Raw genomic sequence first — 23,685 nt, forward strand, 5'->3', positions numbered from 1 at the left:
GTATCCCTAAATCTCTTGAAAAATAAGAAAGCTCCCTTTCAAATAAATGAAAGGGAGCGTAAATGAACGTATCTTTACGTACTCTTTTTTAGAGAGCCCAAAATACATACTACATAGTTCGCTCTGGAAAGTCAAGACGGTTTTGTCCTGTTTTGAGAACCGGTTTGTGAGGGTTATTTTTCTTCCTCATCATCGGCTAAATCGCCTTCGTCAATTTCCGTTAAGCCGTCGTCATCTTCATCATCATCTTCGTCGAAGTCTTCTAGATCTTCATCAATTTCCTCATCATCTAAGTCAAGAACATCGTCGTCTTCAACAAGTTCAAGATCTTCTTCAAGATCTTCGATTTCTTCTTCTTCAATATCATCGAAGTCTTCTTCAACGACAGCTGCTTTTGTTTTTTTCTTTTTCGCTTTTGTTTTCACAACTGGCTGAACTTCTTCTTCGATTTGATCAACTGGATACCAGCTGCGAAGTCCCCATCTCTGATCACCTAACGAAATAAAGCGGCCATCTATATTTAAATCTGTATAAAATTGGGCAAGTCGATCATCCAGATCAGATTTTTGTATCCCTTGCAAACGGACAATTTCATCTATTAACTCGGAAAACGTAACCGGCTTTTTGCTGTCTCTGAAAATTTCATAAGCAAGTTCAACTAAAGACATTTGTTTGAGCTGTTCCTGTGAGTATTCTTTCAAACTCAAGGTCAGACACTCCCTTTCTATTACATGTATGTATCCATTTATCAGTGAAATAATAAGTATTTATACCTTATTTTTACGACAAACCATACCTCTCATTATAAACAAATTAGGGGAGTTTATGCCACCTTTATTGATGTTAATTTTTGATTTTTTCATATGATGAGCGTTAAAATCCAGTCATTTGCGTTAAATTGGCCTGATTCCTGTGTGTGATATACTTTTTGCAAGTGTCCCTTCTATGAAAGGCAATGTTAGGAATGAATACAATAAAGACAATGCACCTGATCGGCTATCGATTGAACGAAGCGATTATCCATTTTATAAAAAGGTACACATAAACGGGTTTAAGTCTACGTGTACCTTTTTGAAAAACTTCTTGTACATTTTTTAGATGATCTTTTCTTAACTTGCACTAATATGGTTCCCCTTTTTCACAGACCTTGTTTATAAACTACCTATAAATGCAAGTTCATGCTCTACTTATCATACATCACAGTATAGAGACAATTTCTTTCCCTAAGGAGATTAATGCATCAATGATAAACGGCGCAGCAAAGAGAATTGATGCTTTCCAATTCTCTTTTTTGTACTGGAAAAAGAGCAAAATGAGAACAGACCCTATAAGCGCTGTCAACATGTACAACAATAAGTTATCTATCTGCAAAATCCCCATGCATATTACATTGATAAACATAATGAGAATCTTAGGAATCAGAGCATAAAACAACTTACTCTTAACTTCAGGAGCAAAGATCATCAATAAGAATTTACCAATTAGATACTGCACTAAAAGGCTTATTGTTGTTAAAGTTGTAGTGATGACAACAATTAGATTCAGCATTGTTTCATAGGAGATATCCTCTAACAAAGCTTTCAAATCATCTAGTTTAGAAATGTAGCCATTCAACTCAATAGCAAAAGTTACAAAATAATAATTGACAAAAATAAAAATGACCAATGATATCAGTGATGTTATTCTTGGACGTTGTTCCATAAAAGCATCCCATCTCCTATACTAATAATGCTTGAATTATCATTTAAGCGTTTATTGACCATGCTATGGGAAACATAAATAATGGTTGCATTTTTTTTAGAAATTTTCACTAACCTTTCAGATAGCATATCTATACTTTCTGAATCGAGCGATGACATGGTTTCATCAATTAGTATTGTTTCCCAATCTTTTACGAACACTAAAGATAACCCTACCTTCGCTTTCATACCCGTAGATGCTCTACTATACGAACCATCTAGGTTGCCATCAAAAAAATCATTCACATTACACATTTGTTCTTTATTAGGTGTAATATTAAACGTATTCCACAAGATCTCTAGATTTTCTCTAATCGTAAATGGGTGAATACCAATAGAGTCCACATTTAAATAAAGAGTCGATTCTTTGTTTATCTCAATTACCCCAGAGTATCTTTTATCTAAACCAGATATCATTCTAAGGAGAGTACTTTTACCTGCACCATTTCGGCCTACTAAATGAAAGAGACCCGATGGAATTGAAAAATTCACTTTATCGAGTATCATATTTTTTTTGAATTTCTTCGTACATTCTACAAATTCTAATCCCACTTGAATCCCCTTCTCTGTAATATAGAGTCTTCAATAAAATCAGCTATTGTTGATAATGATAGAAAATAATAAGGAATCATACCCTTCAATAAAGGCAGCTATTATTAGGATGACTAACGATAGGACATAATAAGGAATCATTTTTTTCATGACACCTAGAGCAGCTTTAATTGACTTCGTATAGATTAATGTGAAAAGCACATACTGGCTTATTCCTTGATACAGCAGCATATTTGGGAATTCTAATAAACCATGAGGAATTAATTTATCTAAAGCTTCTTGCGCTCCTAACGTCCTAAAACCCATTGTAATAACGAAGGACGAACCTCCGAAATCCATTATTTGAAATAATGGCGAAAATAAAAAACCCAATAAATACATTCCAAAATTCGTTAAGTTATGCATCAGGACTACAGACATAAAATCTTGACCCGAAGTTGGCGGTGCTGCTTCAAATAATTCTTTGTTGACTATGCTTCCAAAATAAATTCCTATACTAATCAGTAATATACAGTAGCTAGAATAGTACCAAAGAAAACATTTGAATCTTTTATTTATCATTTTCCTCCTCTTTTCATGAAGTAATAGTAAATATTGTAATGCATATTAGTAATAAAATAGGCAAAGAAAGTTTCAGCAATGTATGTTCATAATCGTTGATTAATAGTTCGGTTTTTCTAAAATATACAACCCCAATAAAGATTATTATAGGAATCGACAACATGTTTTTAAGATTAATTGAGATATCAGAAGTGTTTATCATTACTCCGACTATTCCACACGCGCTTATAAAAATGAGCACAAGACATAGTAAATAAATCGTACTAGATTTAAATCTCTCATATGGACCTACAATCAAAGAGGCTTGTAACATCTCAACTCTGGCCTTATCAAGCATGATCTCTTCCTTTTTTGACCCTATTAAGATTTCTAAGATCGTTATAAAGTTTATATAGACTAGAATTAGCGCAGGCAGGTTTTCTACTTTTGTTAAAAGAGATTGGGCAAAATAAGTAAGTACTGAAGCTAAGGTACCTATTAAGACTATTAATATTTTATTGCTATTCATATAAGATAAAAATAGATGCAGAATATTACCAGATCTATATTTCTCATTAGCACTTTTTAAAAATGAAAGTCCAATTGTCATCGGTATTCTATGAGAATTACTTATGTAAATATAAATAAGAAGAGATTGTACTATCTGCAGTATAATAACTGCTTCAAGAATAGATGTTATAATATACCAAAATTGTAACAAAAGAAGTAGTCTATTCATAATATTGAATAAACCCGACAATAATTGAGATGCAAATGAAAGTATTATAGCAACAATAGATAGTATAATAATTAAATATTCCTTTTCTACTAACAAAAAGATTGAAGAGATTAAACAAGCAAGAAGTAGTTGAACTGCATATCCTTTTTTCATAGTAAAGAATAAATGTTTCATCAACAATTGTTTAGAGATAAAGACCAAGCCTGGTTGTTGTCTTCTGTATGGTAATACACAACGATTGATATTAGCTGTAGCCACAATATATATTGAAGTAAAAATAAAGCTGTTCAGGTAAGAGTTAGGAATCATACCACGATAGAAAATAATCCCTACCATAACAATAAAAGAAAAAAGGATCATCCCAATATAATTGAGGTACCCCATTATACTTCGATCATACATTTTAAATAGCTTATTTAGTTTGTACATAAGTCACTTTAACAAGCAGTAGCTTTGGCTTTCCCATGCACAGCCAAAATACCAGCATTCCCATTACTAACACCCAACTTTACTTCAATCAAAGAACCTCTACCAACAAATAAAGCTGCCATTGTAACTGCAAATAACAATGATGAGAATAAGTAAGTTTTTTGGGGTTTTATCATCAAAAAATACCTCCTAATTGATGTTTTATAATAATCCAAAATGGGCATACAATGTTAAATTAGTTTTAAAGTTACCATTTATTGAAATTTATTGACCATACAATAATATTGGAAAAAATCATCTCAATAAAGATTGAGATGATTTTTTCTGAGATTAAAAAGCAGCAGCTTTAGCTTTTCCTTTTTTCTTGAGGATAGCCAAAATAGAAGCAGCTACACCTGCACTAATTGTTCCTACGCCAGTGAACATACCAACGATAGTAATGACAGTTGCTACCGAGGACCAAGTATCTAAGAAATTAACTATTGTAAACGCGGTTCCAGTACTAACACCAAGATTTGCTGCAATCAAAGAACCATTACCAATCACTAAAGCTAATGATGTTACCGCCAGAAGTGAAAGCGATAATAAAGCATAAAACTTAGAATCTGTTGCTTTCGTCATAATTTGACCTCCTTCGATTATTTACTACTCCTTTAGTCTAACAAGAAGTAAATTACATTTCAATATTTTTTTGGAAAATTTGTAATAATTATTTATATAGAGGTATTTATAATCAATTTTTTAGGAATTAAGCTCTTTTTCCATTTTACAGGTTACTTATGTAATGGCATAAAACACTCTAATTCGCCAAACTCTAGTCAAAATTTCTAATAAAACACTATTAAAAATCAATTCATCTCATATCTTTAATGTCTTAGAGGTAGGTAACTTTTATCATGACTGAGATACTTATGGCATTTATATTTTTAAGATATGATTAGCTCCTTTATTTCTTGAATTTATTAATATAATGTTCTTAATAAAATAAGTCCATCTTCACTAAAGGCAGAGGCAAAGCCAAATTCAATGAATATATCTCTCTCATTTTATTTTCTATAAACTGCTCACGGATATAGAATAAAAAGGGCTTTCTTGGGCATTAATCGAATCAATGAATTGAATTGGCAGAACTAATCCTACCCCCTTGAACCTTGTAAAGACAAGATCCTTATAATTTTTTAAAATTACATTAGTATGATCGAACATGTCAGTATCTTTATACATCGCAATTCCTATGAAATTCTTCAAAAAGTTGAAAAATATTAGAAAATGCGATAAACATGCTACTCTTTAAAAACCAACATAAGTCCCTGTATATGGATGTTGAAAAAGACTGGAACGGATAAAGTCAACCAATAGAATTTTACCAATTTCTAGTATTCCAAAAAATCGAGACACTCATTATGAGATGTCCCGATTTAGGTTGATAACAGAATAAATGTACTTTAATAAAGGTTTTATTTTCATTTTAAAGGTTACTAGTATTAATTTTGGATATTTTGTATTAAATACCTCACGGAGATCTTTTCAATTTCTTTAAATCAAGATATTCGGACAAATAAAATCTTTTCCTCATCTATGTTTGAATAATATCCAGCATTTTAGAAATTTATTCTCTTTTAGAAATAAGCTAATTACTGATATTTTCTACAAAATTCAAAACACTCTCATTGAGGTAAGTATTTACCAATGAAATTGATTTGTTATATATTTCTCAAACATTGAGATTTGCTTTAAATATGTAATGTCTGTGAGACGATTGCCTCACTTATAATTATGTTTAAAAATGAAATGATGAAAACTTTATAGCTATACACTTTTATTTATCTTAATCTAAAGTTTCTGAAATAATGAAATGACTACAGCTATGGTCAATACAATTCCTGCAAACATGAATACAATTAATTTTCTACGACTGTTTTCTTTTTGATCACTGTCCTTTTTTGAATTCTTAGAAAGTTCTGTCGAAACCAGAATCCATATAACCATTGTTACGATTCCTAAGATGGTAGTAGTGGTCATAATAACCTCCAAATATTTATATTTCTTCAATTTTAACATAACCCCATGATAAAATGGGTCGATACTGGAAATTATCTTAAATTCAGGAAAAAACGACTATTACCTTTTGTGCAGATTTAGTTAATCCTTTATTTAGTGTCTAATGCTTTAGTAGGTTTGTTGCCAGTTCATATGAATCAATACTCTCTACATCATCGGTGACAGATCACTCTTAAGTTAAAGATACAATCCTTTTTCACCCTAAAAAACCTTTAGATTTTGCTACTGTTTTAAAAATTTCAAAACTAATTGAACCGTAACAAAACAGACCACCTCACATCAGGTGGTCTTTGCTTGTTGTCTACATATCTAGCAGTTTCCTTGAGATGACCAGCCGCTGAATTTCTTGTGTGCCTTCATAGATTTGCGTGATTTTCGCATCACGCATGTATCGTTCAACTGGGTAATCCTTTGTATAGCCGTATCCGCCGAAGATTTGTACGGCTTCTGTCGTCACCTTCATGGCTGTATCACCGGCAAAGAGCTTGGACATGGCTGATTCTTTTCCATACGGAAGCCCTTTCGTTTCAAGCCATGCAGCCTGATAGGTGAGCAGTCTTGATGCCTCAATCGCTGTTGCCATATCGGCTAGCTTAAAAGCAATTCCTTGCTGCTGAATGATTGGTTTGCCAAATTGCTTGCGCTCTTTTGCATAATTAACTGCCGCATCTAGAGCACCTTGTGCAATTCCAACCGCCTGAGCGGCAATGCCGTTTCTGCCGCCGTCGAGCGTCATCATTGCGATTTTAAACCCTTCTCCTTCTTGACCGAGCCGATTTTTGTCGGGAATACGACAGTCTTCAAAGATCATTTCTGTCGTTGGCGATGAGCGTATGCCCAGTTTGCTTTCTTTTTTGCCTATTGAGAAGCCTGGCGTCTCTTTTTCTACAATAAAGGCGGTTGTATTGCGGGATGAAGCATCTTGGTCAGTGACAGCAAACACAATATAAACATCCGCAATGCCTCCATTTGTAATAAAGATTTTCGCTCCATTTAAGACGTATTCATTGCCCGCTTTTACTGCTGTTGTCTTCATTCCGCCGGCATCTGAGCCTGATCCATTTTCAGTTAAGGCGTAAGCCCCTATCTTTCGGCCCTCTGCAAGCGGCTTTAAATACGTCTCCTTTTGCTCATCTGTCCCAAATGTATAGATTGGCCATGAGGCGAGTGATGTGTGGGCAGACAGGGTGACGCCTGTTGAGGCGCACACTCGTGAGAGCTCCTCAACCGCTATGACATAGGCCAAATAATCACTGCCAATCCCCCCATTTTCTTCTGGCCAAGGGATTCCCGTTAAACCAAGCTCCGCCATTTGGCGAAAAATAGCGGGATCATAGATTTCTTTTTCATCTCGCTCCGCTGCTGTTGGCTCCACTTCATTTTTCGCAAAATCTCTCACCATTTTTTGTATCATTTCATGTTCGTCACTTAATTGGAACTGCATCATGAGCCACCTCATTTCATATTAGCTGTTTGCAAATAACCAGCCTTTGAATTTCACTAGTTCCTTCATAGATTTCACAAATTTTCGCGTCACGAAAGTAGCGCTCTGCGTTGTATCGATTGGTATAACCGTCCATGCCAAGTAAATGGATGGCTTCTGTACTGATCTCAACGGCCGTTTTAGAGGCAAATAATTTTGCCATCGACGCTTCCTTTGTGACAGGACGATTGACCTCTTTAAAAGAAGCCGCTTGATAGACGAGAAGTTTTGCCGCTTCAAGCTTTGTTCCCAGATCGCCTAGCCGAATGGTTGTTTCAAGGCCGGCTGGATGCTGCTTTAAATACGTCACCGCTTCAGCTAATGCGGCTTCTGCAATGCCAAGGCTTTGAGCCGCGATGCCAATTCTCCCTGCATTTAAGCTAGACATGGCAATCCGAAAGCCTTCTCCTTCTGCACCGAGCAGCTGCTTTTTTGGAATTCGCACACCGTCAAAATGAAGCGTGACTGTTTTTGATCCATGCAGGCCCATCTTCTTCTCATCTTTTCCGATCGTAAATCCTTGGGTATTTTTTTCGACAATAAACGCCGATATATTCTTTTTAGCAGATGCGGGGTCTGTCACGGCAAATACAAGATACACTTCCGCTTCCCCGCCGCTTGTGATAAAAATTTTCGTTCCATTTAACACATAGTGGTCGTCTACCCGCTCTGCTCTCAGCTGAATACTAGAGGCATCTGATCCTGCCTTCGGTTCAGTTAGACAAAAGGCGCCCAGCTTCTGCCCGGACGCAAGCAGCGGTACGTAGGATTCTTTTTGTTCAGTCGTTCCAAACGCCAAAATAGGCATCGTCACAACGGAGGTATGAACGGACACAATAACACCAATGGTGGCGCTCACTTTCGATAGTTCATGAATCGCCATGATATATGTTGTAAAATCTGCCCCTAATCCTTGATACGTAGCTGGGATTGGAATGCCTAAAAAGCCTTGCCGTCCCATCTCATTTAAAAGTGTTCTCGGGAACACGCCCTGTTCCATCGCTTCTACTTCAGGGAATACATGGTGGCGTGCAAACGCGGCTACCTGTTCTTTCCAAAGACGTTGTTTTTCTGTCAGCAACACATCCATATTGACTCCCCCTATGAGTGGTCGTGGTAAGTGTAAAAACCTCTCTTTGTCTTTTTGCCCAGCCAGCCTGCGTTCACGTATTTTTTCAAAAGAGGACAAGGTCGATATTTGCTATCTCCAAGACCCTCGTGAAGGGTATTCATAATAAATAAACAGGTATCCAGTCCAATGAGATCGGCAAGACGAAGCGGACCCATCGGATGGTTCATCCCAAGCGTCATGATGCCGTCAATGCTTTCTGCATCTGCCACACCTTCATAAAGGGTGTAAATGGCTTCATTGATCATCGGCATCAAAATGCGATTTGACACAAACCCAGGGAAGTCTTCCACTTCAATAGGGGTTTTGTCTAATACCTTCGCTGTTTCAAAAACGACTTGATACGTGGCGTCATTCGTTTGCAGTGCACGTATGATTTCAACCAGCTTCATCACTGGAACTGGATTCATGAAATGCATCCCAATCACTTTCTCCGGTCTTTTCGTCACGGCTGCTAATTCTGTGATCGACAAGGAAGACGTATTTGTCGCAAATATCGTGTCATCTGGTGCAAATTGATCGAGGGTTTCAAAGATTAGTTTTTTGACACTCATTTGTTCAGATGCCGCTTCAATCACTAAATGTGCCTGCTGTACGTCCTTTAGATCCGTTGAGACGGCAAGCCGCTGCGTAATATCACGGACTGCCTGATGTGCCAGCTTTCCTTTTTCTGCTCGTTTCGTCAGCTGTTTGGTCATAGAGGAAATGGCTCTATGAACATGCTCTTCTGCTGTATCATGGAGTAGGACTGTGTAGCCTGACTGCGCAAATACTTGGGCAATGCCTGGACCCATTTGACCAGCCCCAACGACCATGACGGTCTCTTCTGTACTCATGACAATGAACGCCTCCTTTTTAATCCACCTTGATCATGATGGCATCTCCTTGACCGCCGCCGCTGCAAATCGCAGCAATGCCAATGCCGCCCCCTCTTTGTCTGAGTGCATGAATCAAGGTTAGTATGATACGTGTTCCGCTTGCCCCAATCGGGTGACCAAGGGCGACGGCCCCTCCGTTCACATTCATTTTCCGCCGGTCCAGCCCGAGGGTTTTTTCGCATGCCAATGCCACCGCTGAAAAGGCCTCATTGATTTCAAACAAATCGATATCCTCCACCCGTTTGCCTGTTTTCTTTAAAAGCTTTTCGATGGCAAAGGCTGGTGTTTTCGGAAAGTCCTTTGCCTCTGTTGCTACCTGCGCATGCCCAAGCACCGCCGCCAGCGGTTTTTCGCCTTGCTGCATGGCATAGGTGTCTTTCATTAATAGGAGCGCACTTGCTCCGTCATTGACACCCGGTGCGTTTCCGGCAGTGATTGTACCAGTCTGGTCGAAAACGGGCAGGAGTTTTGATAATCGTTCATATGACGTATCACGCCGCGGAGATTCATCTTCTGTGATCAGCTGTTCTCCTTTTTTCGTCTTGACGGTGACTGGAGTGATTTCATTTTGAAAAAAGCCGCTTTTTTGAGCCTCAACTGCTCGTTCATGGCTTCTTAACGCCCAGAGATCTTGCTCCTCTCGTGTAATACCGAGCTCTTTTGCCGCCATACTGCCGTATTCGCCCATATGGACTCCTGTAAATGAACAGGTAAGCCCATCTAAAATCATCGCATCTTGCACTGCGCCATCTCCCATCTTGTAGCCCCAGCGTGCTTTTTTTAGAAGATAGGGAGCTTGAGACATAGATTCCATTCCGCCAGCGATGATGACGTTGGCATCTCCTGCTCGAATCATCTGATCAGCTGTGCTGACGCTACGCATTCCTGAAGCACAGACTTTGTTAATGGTTTGCGCCGGAACCGACCATGGGAGATCAGCATATCTAGCTGCTTGCCTTGAAGGGATTTGACCTTGTCCTCCTTGAAGTACGTTTCCCATGATGACCTCATCCACTTCATGAGAGCCTGAGGCACCTTCCAGCGCAGCCTTGATTGTGATTCCACCTAATTCGGCGGCAGTCAGTTCACTTAAAAGCCCGCCCAGTTTTCCAAATGGTGTTCTCGCTCCAGAAACAATGACCGTCTTACTCATGTCTTTCCCCTCCTGTTTGTTACCGCTTACATATCTATTAGACAGCTGATGAAGCACTTCCATACTTAGGCCGATGAACAGCATATTCATCGGCTTGACATGTTTACGAGGCCTGGGTTCTGGTCTCGCCAAACACTGATTTTTCAAGAAGTTCTGCGACATCAAAAGTACCTACTTGCTCCTCTACTTCCTTCGCTTTCGTCCCATCTCCAAGCATGGTTAAACAATAAGGACATCCTGAGCTGATGATAGACGGCTGCACCTGTAGGGCCTGCTCCGTCCGCGCAACGTTAATTCGATTACCTGTCTCTTCTTCCATCCACATTAAGCCGCCGCCGGCACCGCAGCACATCCCGGATTCACGATTTCGTTCCATTTCTTTCAGTGTCACACCAGGAATAGCTTTTAAAATATCTCTTGGCGGATCATATACCTCGTTATATCTGCCTAAGTAGCAAGAATCGTGGAAGGTGATGACCTCGTTCACTTCATGAATAGGCGTTAATTTCCCTTCTTTCACTAGCTCTGCCAGCAATTCTGTATGATGGTACACTTCTGCTTCTAGCCCGAAGTCTGGGTATTCATTTTTAAATAAATTGTAAGCATGCGGATCAATCGTAACGATTTTGGTCACACCATTTTTCTGGAATTCTTCAATGTTTTTGGCAGCAAGTTCTTGGAACAAAAATTCATTCCCGAGTCTTCTAGGTGTATCGCCAGAGTTTTTCTCTTTATTGCCTAAAATGGCAAAAGATACCCCTGCTTCATTGAGCAGTTTTGCAAACGCCAGAGCAATCTTTTGGCTTCGATTGTCATATGCCCCCATTGATCCAACCCAGAATAAATACTCAAAGGACTGATCTTCCTTTTTCAGCTCTTTCACTGTCGGGACATGTACATCTTCTCTTAGGTCACGCCAGTTTTCTCTTTCCTTTCGATTCAATCCCCACGGGTTGCCCTGGCGCTCAATGCTTGTCATGGCACGCTGGGCATCTGTGTCCATTTTCCCTTCTGTCAGCACAAGGTATCTGCGCATATCAATAATTTTGTCGACGTGTTCATTCATGACAGGACATTGATCTTCACAGTTTCGGCATGTCGTACATGCCCAGATTTCTTCTTCTGTAATGACCTCACCAATGAGAGAAGGATGATACATCGAACTGGCGGCTGATTCTTCCGCTCCTGCTCCTCTCGCCTGCATCGCCAGCTGATTCCCTGTTGTCTGGCTGAAGGCAAGGTGCGGGACCCAAGGTGTTTTGGATGTAATGGCAGCCCCTTTATTTGTTAAGTGATCTCTTAATCGTAAAATCAAATCCATTGGAGACAGCATTTTCCCTGTTCCTGTCGCCGGACACATATTCGTACAGCGTCCGCACTCGACGCAGGCATAAAGGTCAATCAGCTGAGATTGACGGAAATCTTCAATTTTTCCAACACCAAATGTCTCTTGTGTCTCATCTTCAAAATCAATTTTCTGGAGCTTGCCAGGCGGGTCCAATCTGCTGACAAATACATTCACCGGGCCAGCAATTAGATGGGCGTGCTTAGACTGCGGGACATACACTAAAAACGTCAATAAAATGAGAAGGTGTACCCACCATGCGACATAAAAAACGATTGTTGCCGCAAGTGGTGAAAGCCAGCCAAGCAAGAAGGCAATACCGGAAGCAATTGGCTCTGTTGCCGATAGTGAGTGTCCATGCCAAATGATGTTCATGCCGTTTCCTAGTAATACAGTCAGCATCAAGCCGCCAATAAATAGCAGCACAAGCCCTGATTTAAAGCCCCTTTTTAAACGAACCAGCTTCTCTACGTATCGTCTATGGAATGCCCAAACAACCGCTACTAAAATGAGAAGTGTGACGACCTCTTGGAAGAATGTAAAGACGCCGTACAGTGGACCTAATGGCAGCCCGCTGTCTGGAACAAGTCCCTTCAGAATAAAGTCAAGGGCTCCGAACTGTACCAAAATAAACCCATAGAAAAACAGCACATGAATGATGCCGCTCTTCTTGTCCTTTAACAGCTTTTTTTGCCCAAATACATTCACCCAAACACGCTCTAACCGTTTCTTCATATCTTGTTGAAACGCTTCTTTTTTGCCAAGACGAATATACGCCGCTCGTGTTCGAATGAGATAAATAAACAAATACACAGCGTAAGCGGTCACTGCCGCAAATGCAATCAAGTTCACAATTAAAAGGCTATTCATCTTGTTGCTCCCCCTTTCATTCCCCAAAACCCACTTTGTACCGTTTCCATGTTGTACCTCTATCATAAATAATGAATGAGTATTCAGTCAATATTTTTTGCCCATATGGGTACACTATTGAAATATGCAAAAAAGGAGGAACCTTCATGACCGCATGGATCATTCTACTCGTAATCATTGTCATCGTTCTGCTCGTCAGTCTAGACCTCTATATGGGCAAAAAGTATTTTTCTACCCATGCTTTCGAACGATCTTTTGACCAAACAAGCGGCGATGCAACCTTTTATCATGATGGCGAACCACTTTTCGATCAACTGCTCACAGATATACAGCAGGCCTCTTCTTCTATTCATATGATGTTCTTTATTGTAAAGAACGACAAGATTGGGCAAAGGATTCTTCAAGCACTTAAAGCGAAGGCAGAGCAAGGTGTTTCAGTTTTTTTGCTCACTGACCGATTAGGCTCCTATCCATTTGATCGAACATCCATTCAGATGCTAGAAAAAAGCGGCATTCGATTTTACTTTTTAAATAAACCACGTTTTCCTTTTTTCATTTATCGTTTAAACATGAGAAATCACCGGAAGATTACGGTGATAGATGGGAAGATCGGCTACATTGGCGGGTTTAATATTGGCGATGAATATGTAGGGAAAAACGGCAGATTTGGCATTTGGAAGGACTATCACCTGCGTATGACAGGACAGGTTGTGGCAGACCTGCAGCATGTGTTCCTTAATGATTTGTACCGTTCCTCTGGTATTCAGCAGCTGCAATACGAGGTTTTTCCCGCATTAGAACCGGGAACATTACAATGCACAACACGTGCGACGGCTGGTTTTTCTTTAGAAGCCTTATTTCTTCATGATATTCAACAGGCGAAACAGCACATCACCATCTGTACGCCTTATTTTATTCCATCAGCCCCTCTTCTCACTGCCCTGCTTGAGGCACGGAAGCGAGGCGTCACTGTCGACATCATCCTCCCAATGAAGGCGGATCATCCTCTTGTGAAGGAAGCTGGATTTCATTATTTCAAGGATCTGATCGCCGCTGGCTGTGTTGTGTATCGTTTTTATAAAGGGTTTTATCATGCGAAAGCCATTCTCATAGATCATAGTCGCTGTATGATCAGTACGGCGAATTTTGATAAACGAAGTTTGTTTTTCAACGAAGAAGTAGATGTGGCCATTGATGACCAAGCCTTCACCGCACATGTAGAGGAAAAAATCCGTGAACATATGGCAGTTTCCGAACGGCTGACAGAAGAAGAATATAAAAAACGTCCGCTTCTCATGCGTCCAATTGAGTGGATCGGTGCCCTATTCTCGTATTTTTTATAAAGGAGATGACATATGCGTTATCGATTTGGTTATGTATCCAATGCCGTCACCTTATGGGAAGCTTCTCCTGCCAAGTCGCTGACCTTTGCAAGATACAGCAAGCTTTCAAATGAAGAAAGGAAAGAAGCTTTATGGCGAACGACGAAGGCCAATCTCGTCAATACGTTAAGAACGCTCTATTTTGCGATTGCCCATGATATTCCGCTTTACCGCTTTTCAAGCTCGATTGTCCCACTCGCCACCCATCCTGAGGTGCGTTGGGACTTTGTGACACCCTTTCGCAAAGAATTTCTTGAAATTGGCCAATTGGTGAAACGCCACGGGTTACGAGTGAGTTTTCACCCCAATCAATTTACCTTGTTCACAAGCCCAAAACCCTCGATTACAGAGAATGCGGTGATTGATATGACCTATCATTATGACATGCTTGAGGCCATGAAGCTTGAAAAGGAAGGCTATATGAATATTCATGTGGGCGGTGCTTACGGCGATAAGGAATCGGCTTTACAGCGTTTTGATGAAAATATTAAACAGCTGCCGGCACATATCAAGGCGAGGATGACGCTTGAAAATGATGACAAAACATACACGTCGTTAGAAACGCTCGGTGTATGCGAAAAGCACGGCATACCGTTTGTGTTCGATTACCATCATCACATCGCAAACAAAGATGATGATGCGGCACTTGATGACATCCTGCCAAGAATGTTTGACACGTGGGCAAACACTGGCATACCGCCTAAAATCCATTTATCCTCACCAAAATCAGAAAAAGCGATACGCAGCCATGCAGATGGTGTGGAGATGTCCTTTGTTTTACCGCTTTTTCAAGCATTAAAACCGTATGGGCGTCATGTGGATTTTATGATTGAAGCAAAGCGAAAGGATCAGGCCTTGCTCCGCCTTGTCGAAGAGCTGTCAGCAATTAGAGGCAATCAGCGGACGGGCGGAGGAACCATTGAATGGAAATCGTAGTAACTGGTTTACCCCTGTGTCAACAGGGGTAACAAAGCTATTGTGAGAAAGTATTTAACAGGAGGATATGAGGATGTCTCAAATCTATTCAATCCGAATTGCTGCAAAAGCATTGAATTTACATAAGCTTATTTCTCTATACGAAAAGTGCCAGCACGCACATCATCGTTTATATGTATATTCTAAAAAAACAATGTGCAACATAAAGAACATCGTCGAGCTAGAAACCTTCAGGCTCACTCATTTAGAATCAGACTATTTAATTGTAGTACAGGGAAAAGAGGCACAAAACCTCCTTCAGCCATTTGAAAAAGAGAAGGTTTCATAAAGCACAAGTGCCGCTCCAGATTGTTGACAAAGGGCTAAAATAATCTTGATTTTAGCCCTTTGTCTCTTTTCAGCGTGAATTTCTTATATCCACGCTTCTGTCAGCCAAATCTCGCATGAGGTGGCATCCATTTTGACTTGTGTCCCGATTGGCATGGTGAGCATCGGATGCGTATGGGCACAGTCAAAATCCGCAATGAGCGGCCTCTTTGTATCTCCCAGCACTTCAAGTAAAAGATCGTGCGGCCTTTTGCCCGTTCCTTCATCATCAAACAGCTCATGTTTCCCTAAAAGAATACCAGATACCCGTTCAAACACCCCATTTACCTTCAAAAGAGAGAAGTTTTTTTCGACAATCGAGGCGGTTTTCATACAATCTTCAATGAGAAGGATATCACCCTGTTGAACTTGAGGCATGAATTCACTTCCCCATATGCCGTACATGGCATTGAGGTTCCCGCCGATCAGTCTGCCTTCTGCCTGCCCTTCTATGACGCACAGCCAATCGTTTGGACGTTTTTCTTTGTCTCGTATTTTCTCTTCCCAGTTGATTCGTTCATCTGTCCAATAGGGCGGCTTTTTCACCTGATATGGAATGGACTGCGGATGAATGAGGATATCCTCGAAAGATTGATATGTATGATGGACAAATGGTTCAAACTCTCCAAAAGACGGAACAAGCGCCGGCCCGTAAAAAACAGGCAGTCCCGTTTTTTCATAAGCCGCTAAAAGAATGGCTGTCGCATCTGAATAGCCGATCATGATTTTCGGATGCTTATTTAGCAGCTCAAAATCAAGATAAGGCAGTAAACTATTCGAGTTCGTCCCGCCAATCATCGACATGATGCAGGACAAATCCTCTCTCGCCATCAGCGCATTCAGCTCAGCCGCTCGTTCTTGAATCGTCCCCGAACGATAGTGATCCTTTTTCCCTGTTAATGTTCCTGGTACCACAATGAATCCTTTTCGTTCGAGCCATTCCTTTGCCCGCTCATACCTAAGTGGCGAGGTGGCGGATGCTGGACTTGAGGGAGAATAAATACCGATCTTATCGCCCTTCTGTAAACGCCGAAGCCCCTTCATTCCATCAGATCCTTCCTACACGAGTTTTTACTATCCTAGCAAAAAAAGCCCTTTTTCAAAAAGACTTCGATTTAAAAATAAAGTGCACTTCAATATAACAGCTTAAACAGTCCAAATAGGATGAGAGCAAAACTGATGGCCAGCGTCGCAAATATCTTTTTTTTGCTCAGAGAACTGTCTATGACGTTTACTCCCATGTTGATGCCAAACAAAATCATTCCCACATAAAAAAAGACTGAGTTGAGTCCAGCTGGAATGATCAAAATAAATAAGCCAATGAGCGTCACATAGTGAATGCTTTTTATCGTGACTGTTTTTGCCTGTTCACTCAAACAACCCTCTCCTTTTGAATCCAATTACCTTTAAGCATATCAACATTCCATTTAAATGGAAAATGAAATGTTACCCTATCAAAATGAGCCCAGCTCGATAGCTGGACTCATTCAATGACTTTTTTCTAATGACTAAACTGCGCTTCATGCAGTCTGCTGTAGACACCGCCCATTTGGATGAGGTCTTGATGACGGCCTTGTTCTTGGATGCCTTCTTCTGTCACGACAATGATTCGGTCTGCGTGCTTAATTGTCGCAAGGCGGTGGGCAATGACAAGTGTCGTCCGGCCGACTGCCAGTTCGCTCAGTGCGTCTTGGATCGCTTTTTCTGTTTCTGTATCAAGTGCTGACGTCGCTTCATCTAAAATAAGAATGGAAGGGTTTTTCAGGAACATTCTCGCAATCGACAAGCGCTGCTTTTGACCTCCTGATAGTTTGACGCCGCGTTCGCCAATGACGGTATTTAATCCTTCTGGGAAACGCTGAACGAGTTCCTCTAAATGCGCGCGCCGAACGGCGTCCCAAATGTCTGCATCGCTCGCTTCTAAGTTGCCGTACGCAATGTTTTCACGAATGGTGCCTGAGAATAAAAAGACATCCTGCTGCACAATGCCGATCTGTTGTCTTAAGGAAGACAAGGTCATGTCTTTTGTGTTCACACCATCAATGGTGATTTCTCCAGCGTCCACATCATAAAAACGAGGCAGCAGACTGCAAATCGTCGATTTCCCCGCTCCTGAAGGCCCGACAAACGCAACGGTTTCCCCTTGTTTGATCTTCAAATTGATATCCTTTAATACATGGCTGTGCTCATCGTAGCCAAACGTCACATTTCGATATTCAATTTCACCTTTCAGTCCGTATACATCACGTGCTCCTTCTGTATCCTTTACATCCGGCTCTGTTTCAAGCAAATCAACATAACTTTTAAAACCAGCAATGCCTTTCGGATACATTTCAATCACCGTATTGATTTTATCAATCGGCCTGAACAAAACGTTTGTGATCAGAACAAAGGCGATAAATCCACCTGCCGTTAATTGGCCTTGGAGGACAAACCAAGTACCTGCCAAAAGGACAAACAGCGTCACAAGACGTGTGAGAATATAGCTGATCGAACCGTTGACCGACATAATTTTATAGGAAAGAAGCTTCGCTTTCCGAAAGCGGTTGTTGTTTTCAGCAAAGCGTTTTTTCTCAAAATGTTCATTCGCAAAGGCTTGAACAAGACGAATACCGCCAATATTGTTTTCAACCCTTGCATGAAAATCTCCAATGTCATTATTCAGCTGTGTAATCGCCTGCGTCATTTTTTTATTAAAATGAAGCGCTAACCAGATGATGACAGGCATGATCAGGAAGGTTAATATGGCAAGTTGCCAGTTAATCATGAGCATGACGGCAAAGGCGCCAAGAATGGTCATAATCGCAATAAACAAGTCTTCCGGCCCATGATGCGCCACCTCCCCAATGTACATGAGGTCATTTGTCATCCGTGACATGAGTTTGCCTGTTTTGTTATTATCAAAAAATTTGAAGGACAGCCGCTGAAAATGATCAAACAGCTTTTTCCTCATATCTGTCTCAATATTAATGCCAAGCATGTGCCCCCAATACGACACGATAAATTGCATCACCGAGCTGAGTGCATAAATGACAAACAGCGCAAGGGCAGTCCAGCCAATGATCGTCCAGTTCCCTGTCGGCAGTAACGTATCAATGAAGTAATTCACGATGAGCGGAAAGCCCAGTTCCATGAGTCCAACAGCGACAGCGCAAAAGAAATCTAAAAAGAACAGACCGCGATAGGGCCTGTAATAGGCAAAAAAGCGTTTTAGCATATGTAAAAGAACCTCATCTCCTCTATAATTGATAATCATTTTCAATTATAGAGGAATCCTCATAGAAATACTAGATCAGGAAATGATTTCTTTCCCTAGAAATCCTTACAATACACCTGAGAACAATCGAGCAAACGATTCCTTCAACCGTTCCTTTAAGCCTCTTTTATAAAAATGAACCGGCCCCATTTTGTCACATTCCTTCATATCTTCCTCATAGTGAGCCATCAATTGCTCGATTGGCTTCTTTGCTGCTGTAAAGACATTGACCTCAAAATTGAGCTGAAAGCTCCTCATATCCACATTTGCGGTACCGACAGAGGCAAGTTCTCCATCTGCAATCATGACCTTTTGATGCATGAAGCCTTTTTGATAGTGATACACCTTGATGCCTTCTTTCAAAAGCTCAGCAAAATAGGATCGAGTGGCGTATTGTGTGAGAAAGCCATCATTTGTCTCAGGCACCATCACACGCACATCCACCCCTCTTGTGGCAGCAATTTTTAATGCTGTGCGAATCGACTCATTTGGGACAAAATAAGGCGTCGCAATCCAGACAAATTGTGTCGCATTTGAAATGAGCGCATGATATAAATCACTCATACTTTCCTTCATATCAGGTCCAGTCGGCACAACCTGAATGACATCCTCACCTGTCACAGGATGCGGAGTATGATACTTCGGATCATCAATTAACACTTCATCTGATACATACTCCCAGTCCAGCATAAAAACGGAGTGAAGTGTCTGAACCGCTTCACCCTTTAACATCGCATGCGTGTCACGCCAGAAGCCGATGTTTTCATCCCGTCCTACATATTCTTTCCCGACATTTAATCCGCCGACAAATCCTGTTTCTCCATCAATGATCACGATTTTTCGGTGATTTCGAAAATTGAATTTTTGATTAAAGAATCCATATTTTAATGGCAGAAAAGGAGCGACCTTTACCCCCGCCTGCTTCAATCGTTTAATATCTTTTCGAGAGAAGCGAATGCTGCCAGCCGCATCATAGATGAAGCGAACCTCTACCCCTTCTTTCACCTTTTCAATAAGAATCTCCATCATCCGATGACCGAGAAAATCAGATTTGAACATGTAATATTCTATATGAATGAACGTTTTTGCCTTTTTTAGCTCTTCAAAAATACGGGGAAAGGTTTCCTCTCCATTCTTTAAAATGTCCATATCACTATTTGTATTCACATGCATCCCTGTCGCTTTTTCTGTGTAATGAAAAAAAGCACGCTGATGATCGGTTAAACGCGTCTCATCCGGCTTGCTCTCAAGCTCTGATATTCTGTGTAATTTTTCACGGTTATACATTCTCTTTGATTTAAACAAATGCCCTTTGACATAAAGCTGCCCTGAAAACAAATAAAACATATAGCCGATGATCGGGAAAAAAATCAGCACATATATCCATAACAGCGTATGCTGTGATGTCCGGTTCTCAAGCATGAGTGAGATGATACTAAATAAAATAATGGCGATATAACTAGCTGCATAAAGCTGAAAGCTCCACGCGGGCACTGGCCACCAAAACACCACATATGCCCCGAATATCATGAAATATAAAAATAAAAACTCCAGTCTCCTCTTTTTCACATTCTCCGCCCTCATTCGTTTCTGTCTTTTTCTCTTCCATACCCTTTGCACAGCTTGTCTGAAACGCACGGTCTGCTGCTTTCTTTTAGCTTTTACAGACTGGAGCGATTTGATCCGATATAATGGAGAAATATGTGAAGGAAAGGAAGAATTGCTTATGCATACACCATCTTCTTTAAAAAAGGGCAGCCACATTCGCGTGATTGCTCCAAGCCGAAGTGCCAGCATTTTATCAGAAGAAGGTATCGTTCAGGCCAAAAAACGTTTAGAGTCTTTAGGATTCACTGTTTCTTTTGGACAACACGTGTTTGAATGTGATCTGCATTCCTCTTCTTCTATTGAACACCGGTTATGTGATCTACATGAGGCATTCTCAAATGATCAAGTCGACGGCATTTTGACAGCCATTGGCGGCTTTAATTGCAATGAGCTTTTACCTTATATAGATTATGATTTGATCCGTCAGCACCCAAAAGTCCTTTGCGGCTACAGCGATATTACCGCACTTGCAAATGCCATTACCGCCAAATGTGACATGGTGACGTACTCAGGTCCTCATTTCTCCAGTTTCCAGATGGAACAGGGACAAGAGGAGCAGACAGCTATGTTTCAAGCGTGCGTAATGAGCAGCGAGCCATTTGATTTCATTCCTTCTACAAAGTGGAGTGATGATGCGTGGTATCTTAATCAAGCAAACAGGCAGTTTTATCCGACAACATGGGGAACTTATCAGGAAGGAACAGCTAAAGGCACCTTGTATGGCGGAAATCTTTGTACACTGAACTTACTGCAAGGGACACCCTTTATGCCTCGCATCAAGGATGCCATCTTATTTGTAGAAGATGATGACTTGGTCTTTCCTGAAACATTCGCCAGAGACCTTGCCTCGCTTTTGCAGCATGCCGAATCCATTAAAGGGTTAATCATCGGACGTTTTCAAAAGAAATCCAAGATGACAGAGGAACATTTGAGGTTCATTCTAGATAAGCACCCAATGCTTCAACACATTCCAGTGATTTACGATGTCGATATCGGACATACACAGCCGGTCTTCACCTTGCCGATTGGCGGGAGTGCCGAACTAACGTGTAATGGCGGTGAAGTGAAGCTGCGAATTTTTCAAAACTAAGAAGCCTACCTATTCAAAGAATAAAGCTGTTAAATGTCTATTATTAAAAAACTGAATAATAAAATAAAAAAATAACTTATCATTAGAGGTGTGTTTTTTGCAGAAAGATTTAGAAATCAAGTCATTAGAAGATGATAATTTAGGTATCTCAGATAACGTAGATAAATTCATAGAACAGTACATTAATTCTAATTTTACAGGTTCAATACTATTAAATGGAAAATGGGGAATTGGCAAAACAAGCTACTTAAATTTAATTAAGGAAAAATCCGATTCCAAGAAAACAAAATTTATCGATATCAATTTTTGGACTGATCCTTGGGTCACTAAGCCCTTTGAGTTATTTGCAAAGAAATTAACTCCTAAAATCTATTGGCTAGTTAAAACTTCACCAATTTCATTAGTATTATTATTAGGGATCATACAGCTTTTAAATAATATTTTCAGCAAATCAACAGAAAACATTTCAAAAATAGACTTTTTCATATGGTGCGCTTTAATACTTACAATAAGCTTGCTCAATTTATTAATAGATAAATTCTCAACAGAAAGTATATTTGAATGGTTAGTTAAGAAAAAATTAAAGTGTAAAAAGCACACAAAAAAAGTGATATTTATTTGTGATGATTTCGATAGATTAGAATCAGATAATAGAAAACAACTTTATGCATACTTATCAAAATTAAATTCTTTTGAAAAGAGCATTTTAATAGTTGTAGGTGAACATAATAAAATTTCACAAAATGAAGATGATTCTTTATTTATCCAAAAAATCCTTTCGAATTTTGAGAGTATGCCATTAAATAATAGAGCATCTCAAATTTGGATAAAAGTAATTGAGGAACAATTAAATAAAAGCAATTTAAATGTCATGGATCTAACAGACTCAGATAGATTATTATTTCAAGAACTTAGAAATGTTTTTGTAGATGAAAAAAGGACATTCCGAGAAGCGAAATTCTTGCTTAATATTCTTTATAAAAAATCACCAACATCAACTAATTTAAATGTTAATATTAGCGAACAACTGGCATTATGCTATTTCTATCAATTTCATTATAAAATCTACGAGTGGTTGGTTGAAAATTTAAATATTTTATACAAAGAAAAATTAATCCCACACGAAGATTTTTCTACCATTACTTCTTTGATAGAAAAAGATCACCTTAATTTAAAAGATACAATTGAAAAAGATATAGGTGAGAAGAGATCCCACAATTTATATGAACTCTTATACTATATATTTAACAAAAGTGAACATGCTAAATTCAACTATCCTAGTATAAAAAACGAAAAAAACTTCGAATATTATCAGATTGAAAATATATTAAGTATATCAACATTGAATATTGAAGTAGTTGAGGAAATATTTATTAATTTGAATAGCAAGTTAGATAAATTGATTGAAATACATTCAAAGGGTCAGATGGAGGATTTCAGCGATTTTTTAAGGAATCATTACCTTAGTTACACAAGTAATACTCCAGAAACTAAAATATTATCCTTACTGAGAAATATAATAGCTTTTAAGATGAAAAACTTGGAGCAAGACACGGCTTTTTTAAAATTATCTATATCAGATTCAATTATATATAATTGTTTGAATGCCTTAAAAAATATTTATAATAGAAGAGAAAAGGAAATTTTCAAAAATAATATTTTACCTCTAGATGAATTAGATATTTCTGAGAAATTAGAAATCCTACCTAAATTTGTGCCTGCACGTACAGATGAACAATCAAAAGAACAAATCGAACTAGTTAAGATTATTTTTGAGAATATCATCTTTGATCATATGGATAATGGTTTCAATATACTTACTGAAAAAAAACCGAGAAGTTGCTTTCTTTTCTTTAAAAAATATCAAACATATATAGATCGAAATTCAGATTACCAAGTGATTTTCGACAAAATTCTAACTTTAAATGATACTGAATTATTTAATTTCTTAAAAGATAAATTATCTTATAAAGTTACCTATCCAAACAATTCAGTAGCCAAAGCGCTGAGTTTAGATGATATAAGTTATAATCAAGCATTTAAAATAAATCTAAAAGAAAGAATAGCTAATTTACCGCAACATCAAAAGAATATTTTAGAAAAGATGATTGAGCTAAAGTTTTAAAATA

General features: G+C 39.3%; 21 protein-coding genes. 5 read left to right on the forward strand and 16 right to left on the reverse strand.

Going from position 1 to position 23,685, the window contains the following annotated elements; genetic code table 11:
- Window positions 1-173: 173 nt before the first annotated feature.
- The 12 genes from rpoE to BA1_RS01635 all read right to left on the reverse strand — a co-directional run bounded on the left by rpoE (window position 174) and on the right by BA1_RS01635 (window position 12,918).
- Window positions 174-707: a DNA-directed RNA polymerase subunit delta gene (gene rpoE, locus BA1_RS01580; protein ID WP_008354989.1), complete on the reverse strand. Its 534-nt coding sequence runs from the start codon at window positions 705-707 to the stop codon at window positions 174-176.
- 490 nt (window positions 708-1,197) lie between these two features.
- Window positions 1,198-1,701: a hypothetical protein gene (locus BA1_RS01585; protein ID WP_008354991.1), complete on the reverse strand. Its 504-nt coding sequence runs from the start codon at window positions 1,699-1,701 to the stop codon at window positions 1,198-1,200.
- Entirely contained in the window at window positions 1,680-2,291 is a 612-nt protein-coding gene (locus tag BA1_RS01590; protein WP_008354993.1) for an ATP-binding cassette domain-containing protein, read from the reverse strand. Before BA1_RS01590 ends, BA1_RS01585 begins: the two co-directional genes overlap by 22 nt.
- Window positions 2,292-2,330: 39 nt before the next feature.
- A complete protein-coding gene (locus BA1_RS01595; RefSeq protein ID WP_008354996.1) occupies window positions 2,331-2,852 on the reverse strand; it encodes a stage II sporulation protein M in 522 nt (173 codons plus the stop codon).
- A gap of 13 nt (window positions 2,853-2,865) precedes the next feature.
- The gene (locus BA1_RS01600; RefSeq protein ID WP_237739175.1) at window positions 2,866-3,972 is read right to left on the reverse strand and encodes a hypothetical protein; all 1,107 of its coding nucleotides are present in this window, start codon (window positions 3,970-3,972) and stop codon (window positions 2,866-2,868) included.
- 35 nt (window positions 3,973-4,007) lie between these two features.
- The gene (locus BA1_RS19230) at window positions 4,008-4,175 is read right to left on the reverse strand and encodes a hypothetical protein (RefSeq protein WP_193351998.1); all 168 of its coding nucleotides are present in this window, start codon (window positions 4,173-4,175) and stop codon (window positions 4,008-4,010) included.
- A 154-nt stretch (window positions 4,176-4,329) separates the two neighbouring features.
- Window positions 4,330-4,620 (reverse strand): uberolysin/carnocyclin family circular bacteriocin, encoded by a 291-nt coding sequence (locus tag BA1_RS01605; RefSeq protein ID WP_008354999.1) that lies wholly within the window; start codon window positions 4,618-4,620, stop codon window positions 4,330-4,332.
- Between the two features lie 1,741 nt (window positions 4,621-6,361).
- On the reverse strand, window positions 6,362-7,504 hold the full coding sequence (locus BA1_RS01615) for an acyl-CoA dehydrogenase (protein ID WP_008355002.1): 1,143 nt from the start codon (window positions 7,502-7,504) through the stop codon (window positions 6,362-6,364).
- A 16-nt stretch (window positions 7,505-7,520) separates the two neighbouring features.
- Window positions 7,521-8,633, reverse strand: a complete 1,113-nt coding sequence (locus tag BA1_RS01620) for an acyl-CoA dehydrogenase family protein (protein WP_008355005.1) — start codon at window positions 8,631-8,633, stop codon at window positions 7,521-7,523.
- Between the two features lie 11 nt (window positions 8,634-8,644).
- Window positions 8,645-9,508, reverse strand: a complete 864-nt coding sequence (locus BA1_RS01625) for a 3-hydroxybutyryl-CoA dehydrogenase (RefSeq protein ID WP_008355007.1) — start codon at window positions 9,506-9,508, stop codon at window positions 8,645-8,647.
- 19 nt (window positions 9,509-9,527) lie between these two features.
- Window positions 9,528-10,703 (reverse strand): acetyl-CoA C-acetyltransferase, encoded by a 1,176-nt coding sequence (locus BA1_RS01630; RefSeq protein ID WP_008355010.1) that lies wholly within the window; start codon window positions 10,701-10,703, stop codon window positions 9,528-9,530.
- Between the two features lie 103 nt (window positions 10,704-10,806).
- On the reverse strand, window positions 10,807-12,918 hold the full coding sequence (locus BA1_RS01635; protein ID WP_008355012.1) for a (Fe-S)-binding protein: 2,112 nt from the start codon (window positions 12,916-12,918) through the stop codon (window positions 10,807-10,809).
- A gap of 146 nt (window positions 12,919-13,064) precedes the next feature.
- On the opposite strand from BA1_RS01635, the gene cls (BA1_RS01640) reads away from it, so the two are divergent.
- The 3 genes from cls (BA1_RS01640) (at window position 13,065) to BA1_RS01650 (ending at window position 15,564) form a co-directional block, all read left to right on the forward strand.
- Window positions 13,065-14,261 (forward strand): cardiolipin synthase, encoded by a 1,197-nt coding sequence (cls, locus tag BA1_RS01640; protein ID WP_008355014.1) that lies wholly within the window; start codon window positions 13,065-13,067, stop codon window positions 14,259-14,261.
- A gap of 12 nt (window positions 14,262-14,273) precedes the next feature.
- Complete coding sequence (gene uvsE / locus BA1_RS01645; protein ID WP_008355016.1) at window positions 14,274-15,236, forward strand: UV DNA damage repair endonuclease UvsE; 963 nt, start codon at window positions 14,274-14,276, stop codon at window positions 15,234-15,236.
- A gap of 73 nt (window positions 15,237-15,309) precedes the next feature.
- Entirely contained in the window at window positions 15,310-15,564 is a 255-nt protein-coding gene (locus tag BA1_RS01650; RefSeq protein WP_008355018.1) for a hypothetical protein, read from the forward strand.
- An 83-nt stretch (window positions 15,565-15,647) separates the two neighbouring features.
- On the opposite strand, the gene BA1_RS01655 is transcribed toward BA1_RS01650, so the two are convergent.
- From BA1_RS01655 to cls (BA1_RS01670), 4 genes are all read right to left on the reverse strand, one after another.
- Complete coding sequence (locus BA1_RS01655; RefSeq protein ID WP_008355021.1) at window positions 15,648-16,646, reverse strand: S66 family peptidase; 999 nt, start codon at window positions 16,644-16,646, stop codon at window positions 15,648-15,650.
- Window positions 16,647-16,735: 89 nt separating this feature from the next.
- A complete protein-coding gene (locus BA1_RS01660; protein WP_008355022.1) occupies window positions 16,736-16,978 on the reverse strand; it encodes a hypothetical protein in 243 nt (80 codons plus the stop codon).
- Window positions 16,979-17,103: 125 nt separating this feature from the next.
- On the reverse strand, window positions 17,104-18,819 hold the full coding sequence (locus tag BA1_RS01665) for an ABC transporter ATP-binding protein (RefSeq protein WP_008355024.1): 1,716 nt from the start codon (window positions 18,817-18,819) through the stop codon (window positions 17,104-17,106).
- Between the two features lie 105 nt (window positions 18,820-18,924).
- Window positions 18,925-20,427, reverse strand: a complete 1,503-nt coding sequence (cls, locus tag BA1_RS01670) for a cardiolipin synthase (protein WP_008355026.1) — start codon at window positions 20,425-20,427, stop codon at window positions 18,925-18,927.
- A 157-nt stretch (window positions 20,428-20,584) separates the two neighbouring features.
- On the opposite strand from cls (BA1_RS01670), the gene BA1_RS01675 reads away from it, so the two are divergent.
- Window positions 20,585-21,556, forward strand: coding sequence for a S66 family peptidase (locus BA1_RS01675; RefSeq protein ID WP_008355027.1), 972 nt, complete (start codon window positions 20,585-20,587; stop codon window positions 21,554-21,556).
- 97 nt (window positions 21,557-21,653) lie between these two features.
- The gene (locus BA1_RS01680) at window positions 21,654-23,681 is read left to right on the forward strand and encodes a P-loop NTPase fold protein (protein ID WP_008355029.1); all 2,028 of its coding nucleotides are present in this window, start codon (window positions 21,654-21,656) and stop codon (window positions 23,679-23,681) included.
- Window positions 23,682-23,685: the final 4 nt, after the last annotated feature.

Source organism: Bacillus xiamenensis (assembly GCF_000300535.1).
GTDB lineage: Bacteria > Bacillota > Bacilli > Bacillales > Bacillaceae > Bacillus > Bacillus xiamenensis.

Bases quoted from the DNA above. Each gene is read 5' to 3' on its own strand.
- BA1_RS01625 (WP_008355007.1), bottom strand. From the start codon at position 9,508: ATGAGTACAGAAGAGACCGTCATGGTCGTTGGGGCTGGTCAAATGGGT.
- BA1_RS01605 (WP_008354999.1), bottom strand. From the start codon at position 4,620: ATGACGAAAGCAACAGATTCTAAGTTTTATGCTTTATTATCGCTTTCA.
- BA1_RS01615 (WP_008355002.1), bottom strand. From the start codon at position 7,504: ATGCAGTTCCAATTAAGTGACGAACATGAAATGATACAAAAAATGGTG.
- BA1_RS01650 (WP_008355018.1), top strand. From the start codon at position 15,310: ATGTCTCAAATCTATTCAATCCGAATTGCTGCAAAAGCATTGAATTTA.
- BA1_RS01595 (WP_008354996.1), bottom strand. From the start codon at position 2,852: ATGATAAATAAAAGATTCAAATGTTTTCTTTGGTACTATTCTAGCTAC.
- BA1_RS01675 (WP_008355027.1), top strand. From the start codon at position 20,585: ATGCATACACCATCTTCTTTAAAAAAGGGCAGCCACATTCGCGTGATT.
- BA1_RS01635 (WP_008355012.1), bottom strand. From the start codon at position 12,918: ATGAATAGCCTTTTAATTGTGAACTTGATTGCATTTGCGGCAGTGACC.
- BA1_RS19230 (WP_193351998.1), bottom strand. From the start codon at position 4,175: ATGATAAAACCCCAAAAAACTTACTTATTCTCATCATTGTTATTTGCA.
- BA1_RS01620 (WP_008355005.1), bottom strand. From the start codon at position 8,633: ATGGATGTGTTGCTGACAGAAAAACAACGTCTTTGGAAAGAACAGGTA.
- BA1_RS01585 (WP_008354991.1), bottom strand. From the start codon at position 1,701: ATGGAACAACGTCCAAGAATAACATCACTGATATCATTGGTCATTTTT.
- BA1_RS01600 (WP_237739175.1), bottom strand. From the start codon at position 3,972: ATGTATGATCGAAGTATAATGGGGTACCTCAATTATATTGGGATGATC.
- uvsE (WP_008355016.1), top strand. From the start codon at position 14,274: ATGCGTTATCGATTTGGTTATGTATCCAATGCCGTCACCTTATGGGAA.
- BA1_RS01630 (WP_008355010.1), bottom strand. From the start codon at position 10,703: ATGAGTAAGACGGTCATTGTTTCTGGAGCGAGAACACCATTTGGAAAA.
- BA1_RS01655 (WP_008355021.1), bottom strand. From the start codon at position 16,646: ATGAAGGGGCTTCGGCGTTTACAGAAGGGCGATAAGATCGGTATTTAT.
- BA1_RS01665 (WP_008355024.1), bottom strand. From the start codon at position 18,819: ATGCTAAAACGCTTTTTTGCCTATTACAGGCCCTATCGCGGTCTGTTC.
- cls (WP_008355014.1), top strand. From the start codon at position 13,065: ATGACCGCATGGATCATTCTACTCGTAATCATTGTCATCGTTCTGCTC.